The organism is bacterium (assembly GCA_040755795.1).
Lineage (GTDB): Bacteria > UBA9089 > CG2-30-40-21 > CG2-30-40-21 > SBAY01 > JBFLXS01.
On record JBFLXS010000388.1, the window covers coordinates 1 to 3,900 of the forward strand.

At 36.3% G+C, this 3,900-nt stretch carries 6 protein-coding genes; all 6 read right to left on the minus strand.

The window, feature by feature from the left end; translation table 11 throughout:
* Positions 1-176: 176 nt before the first annotated feature.
* The 6 genes from secF to AB1414_17145 all read right to left on the minus strand — a co-directional run bounded on the left by secF (position 177) and on the right by AB1414_17145 (position 3,667).
* The gene (secF, locus tag AB1414_17120; GenBank protein MEW6609136.1) at positions 177-1,091 is read right to left on the minus strand and encodes a protein translocase subunit SecF; all 915 of its coding nucleotides are present in this window, start codon (positions 1,089-1,091) and stop codon (positions 177-179) included.
* Between the two features lie 10 nt (positions 1,092-1,101).
* A complete protein-coding gene (locus tag AB1414_17125; protein MEW6609137.1) occupies positions 1,102-1,353 on the minus strand; it encodes a hypothetical protein in 252 nt (83 codons plus the stop codon).
* The gene (locus AB1414_17130) at positions 1,341-1,535 is read right to left on the minus strand and encodes a hypothetical protein (protein MEW6609138.1); all 195 of its coding nucleotides are present in this window, start codon (positions 1,533-1,535) and stop codon (positions 1,341-1,343) included. The genes AB1414_17125 and AB1414_17130 overlap by 13 nt, the downstream gene beginning before the upstream one ends.
* Before the next feature lie 39 nt (positions 1,536-1,574).
* Entirely contained in the window at positions 1,575-2,819 is a 1,245-nt protein-coding gene (gene secD / locus AB1414_17135) for a protein translocase subunit SecD (GenBank protein MEW6609139.1), read from the minus strand.
* Between the two features lie 237 nt (positions 2,820-3,056).
* Positions 3,057-3,455, minus strand: coding sequence for a hypothetical protein (locus AB1414_17140; protein MEW6609140.1), 399 nt, complete (start codon positions 3,453-3,455; stop codon positions 3,057-3,059).
* Positions 3,452-3,667 (minus strand): DUF5678 domain-containing protein, encoded by a 216-nt coding sequence (locus AB1414_17145; GenBank protein ID MEW6609141.1) that lies wholly within the window; start codon positions 3,665-3,667, stop codon positions 3,452-3,454. The genes AB1414_17140 and AB1414_17145 overlap by 4 nt, the downstream gene beginning before the upstream one ends.
* Positions 3,668-3,900 lie beyond the last annotated feature (233 nt).

The following is a 3,900-nucleotide window of genomic DNA, read 5'->3' on the forward strand; positions in this document are numbered from 1 at the left end:
TGTGGAAAACAACAAATTTCCATAAATTTCTATTAGTTTCTACTAATTTCAATTTTTTTAATAATATCTCCCTATCTCCTTAATCTCCACATCTCCTTTTGTTACACCACCTGAACGCTTACAAAAAATTAGCAAAATTGGTGTGTTATTTTTCAACATAACACTAATTTCTATCCTTATGCTTTTATTTTTTTCATAGCAAGATGGTGCCATTCAATCAAAATAGGACTTGCCACATAAATAGAAGAATATGTTCCGATGACAATTCCTAATAATAAAGCTAAGCAGAAATCAAAAGTTACCTGGCTACCATAAATGACAAGCGCCAGAAGGACTAAAAGTACAGTTAGAGTTGTGACGATTGTGCGACTTAAAACTTCGTTTATACTTGAGTTAATGATTACCTCATAAGCCTCTTTGCGTCGTAGTTTTAAGTTCTCACGAATACGGTCAAAAACCACAACTGTATCAGTTAGAGAGTATCCGGCTAAGGTCAGGAGGGCAGTTATAGTTAAAAGGGTAATTTCGCGGTTTGTTATCCAGACTAAACCATACACCGCTAAAACATCATGTAGGGTAGCAACAGCGGCGGCTAATCCAAATCTAAATTCAAATCTAAACGCTATATACAAAGTTATAGCGATTATTGCCCAGAATATCGCCCAAAAGGCTTTGGTTTTAAGGTCTTTACCTATCTTCGGACCTACTTCTTCGACTCGCTCCATCACAAATCTATTCCCGCTAAATTCCTGACTAAATATCTTTCTTATTCGCTCATCTATTTTCTCACCTTTTACCTCTGCCTTTCGCGTCCTGATTAATACCCGATTAGATTCTGCCATTTGTTGTATTTCACTTTCAGGTAAGTTATTTGAAACTAATGCCTGTCGTAATCTATCTGCGGTAACTGGTTTTTGAAAACTTATCTGAACCAAAGAACCTCCCGCAAAATCAACACCCAAATTCGCTTTCCCTATTGCTGTAAAAATAATGGCAACAATGCCTATAACGACTAATATAGTTGAGCCTATGTAAGCATAATATCGAACCCCTACAAAATTTATCTTAGGATTTTTAAGTAATTCTATCATTGAATCTCCTCTATGTCAATTTTATATTTGCTAATTTGTCAATAGAAAATCCTGCATGCAAAAAACAGGTTAATCCCAATACAGCAAAATATATAGTTACAATTGTATTACAATCTGGATTAAATAAACACTGATTGTATAATATGAAAGAAATCCACACTCCCAAACCGAAAAAGATTCCTCTTCCCATCCATTCAAATAAATAATATTTCCGTTTAGGAGTGTATTCTTTCTTTTCTACTTCATATTCTAAATCTTCCATTTCAATTTTACCTGGCAATGAGGACATCTCGTCATTCCTCTCTGGACTTCCAAACCACAATGAGAACAGGTATAAACCTCTTGTGAGATCATTTTTATCAGTTCAAGAGTAATCCATGCACCACCAATAAGTGCTCCTATTCTAAATAAAGTCTCTAAAAAATTTTCTTTTTGTTCTGCCATTTTTCTTAATCCTAATTTAAAATCTATGGTCTATAGTCTTTAAATACTAAGTATCTGATATTCTTTTCTTAAGTCAAAAATAAGTCGAGTGATAACGATTGCCGTAAATAGGCTAATGGTCACACCAAGAGATAAGGTTACGGCAAAGCCTTTGATTGGTCCAGTGCCAAAGACAAAAAGGATAAGAGCGGTAATTAATGTTGTTACATGCGAATCAAAGACAGTCCAGAATGCCTTTTTATATCCCGAATCGATAGCGGTTTTAACCGGTCTGCCAGCACGGAGTTCCTCTCTTATCCGCTCAAAGATAAGGACATTAGAATCAAGTGCCATACCCATAGTTAAGATAATACCGGCGATACCTGGTAAGGTTAATGTTCCTTTAAACCCGGCTAATCCACCTAACAACATTACTAAACAGCCAACCAGAGCAACATTGGCAATTACACCCGACACTTTATAGTAAATACCCATAAATAGAACAACTAACATAAATCCAGCCATTGAGGCAATAATTCCTTTATGGATAGAATCTTGCCCCAGTGAGGGACCAACAGTGCGTTCTTCTATCACTTTAACCGGTGCCGGCAGAGCTCCTGCGCGTAGAATAATCTTCAGGTCTCGCGCATCTTCTAATGTAAAATTACCTTCAATTTGAGCTCTTCCTCCGTCAATTCTACTTCTAATTACTGGAGCAGACCTGACTTTCCCATCCAAAACAATGGCTAACTGTTCATTAATATGGGCACCAGTTACCCGGGCAAATTTTCTTGCCCCAACTTTATTAAACTCAAGTGAAACAACTGGTTGACTTACTATTCCACCCTGATTACTATCAACCCAGGCATTGACTAAAGTATCACCCGTTAATTCCGGGTCTTTTTTCACCAGGAATTTCTTCCCCTCGTCATCCTCTAATATCTCATAACCTCTTGGTATCTTCCCTGCCTCAGCATCATCCAATCGTTCGTTATCAACTAATCTAAATTCTAAAAGTGCGGTTGAACCAATTAAGTTTTTCGCCCGTCTTGGGTCTTTTAAACCAGGTAGTTGAACAACAATTCTATCCTTTCCTTCTTTTTGAATAATCGGCTCTGATACCCCAAATTTATCTACTCGATTCCGGATAATCTCTAATGCTCGGTCAACTGCATCTGAGGGGTCAGAACCCGGAGGTAATTTCGCTGTATCCACCTCTAAAACTAAATGCATTCCTCCTTGCAGGTCTAAACCTAATTTTATTTTCTGCTGAGGAGGTAACATCAGAAATATACACACACCCATTACACCAGTAATAAGTAGTGCCTTCCATTTTAAATTTCTTCTCACTTTTTTATCTCCCTTTTATCAGTTTAAAAAAAAAGACAATAGACAACCTGTCATTGTCCCCTGTAAATTAGAAGATTAAATACTCTTTAGCCCTCTGAAGTGAAATTCAACTAATGGTATCAGCATAAGCGAAGTGCTTCAGCATTTCGTTTATGCTGAGTTATCTGCCGTTGTGGGCAATTTTCTCATTTTTTATTTCTCAAATATTACTTTTCTATTCGAATGGTCAAATTTAATATCAAACTGATCGAATATGTCTAACCTACCAAGTAAAAATGGCACCTCTTCTATTAAAACCCAACCAATTCGAGTTTCAACCTCATCATTTCCTATTTTAATCTTGACCCGTTTGATGATATAGGGAATTGCTCCTTCCCCAATGCCTTTGAGTTCTTTAATTTCTTCTTTTTCTATTTCAAATCCCAAGTAATCTCCTGCTCTTTTTGGTATCAAAGTAATATCTGCACCAGAATCAAGGAGCATTTCGCATCTAAAACTCTTTTCACCACTGGTAACTCGGAGAACTACATATGGTTTCCAAATTACTCCAAAATCCTTTAATTGTTCTTCACAATAAGGGAATTCAATCATACTACCATCAAATCCTCCTTTGGAATTTTAGCAATAAGTGGGTCATCTGAGACTTTTTTTCCTTTCTCAATCACCTCTATAAAATCAATCCCATGAGCTACTATTTCCTCTCTTACAACAGCAATATATTCCCCCCTATATTTAAGCCTTTCTTCTAAATGTGAATCTAACCAATTTGCTTCCTTATCACAGGGTATTTTATTATGTTTCATCTTTTTATCATCTCCTCTCTTTTAAATTTTTCCCTGCCTGCAATGAGCATGCCGTTGGCGGGCATTCCTCTTTTTAAATTGCTCTTATTCTCTCAAGTCCATTCAATATTCAAGAGGCTGTTGACAAGAAAAAGTATAGTCCCTTTGATGAGGAAGAAGTTTTAATGTATGTATAACTCTATTAAAATAAAGCACTTGAGAGGTTACACTTAAATTTACATGGATTTATTCAC

What these genes read in the sequence shown, in the direction of transcription:
- AB1414_17125 (MEW6609137.1), bottom strand. Translation starts at nt 1,353, where the DNA reads ATGGAAGATTTAGAATATGAAGTAGAAAAGAAAGAATACACTCCTAAA.
- secF (MEW6609136.1), bottom strand. Translation starts at nt 1,091, where the DNA reads ATGATAGAATTACTTAAAAATCCTAAGATAAATTTTGTAGGGGTTCGA.
- AB1414_17140 (MEW6609140.1), bottom strand. Translation starts at nt 3,455, where the DNA reads ATGATTGAATTCCCTTATTGTGAAGAACAATTAAAGGATTTTGGAGTA.
- AB1414_17145 (MEW6609141.1), bottom strand. Translation starts at nt 3,667, where the DNA reads ATGAAACATAATAAAATACCCTGTGATAAGGAAGCAAATTGGTTAGAT.
- secD (MEW6609139.1), bottom strand. Translation starts at nt 2,819, where the DNA reads ATGGGTGTGTGTATATTTCTGATGTTACCTCCTCAGCAGAAAATAAAA.
- AB1414_17130 (MEW6609138.1), bottom strand. Translation starts at nt 1,535, where the DNA reads ATGGCAGAACAAAAAGAAAATTTTTTAGAGACTTTATTTAGAATAGGA.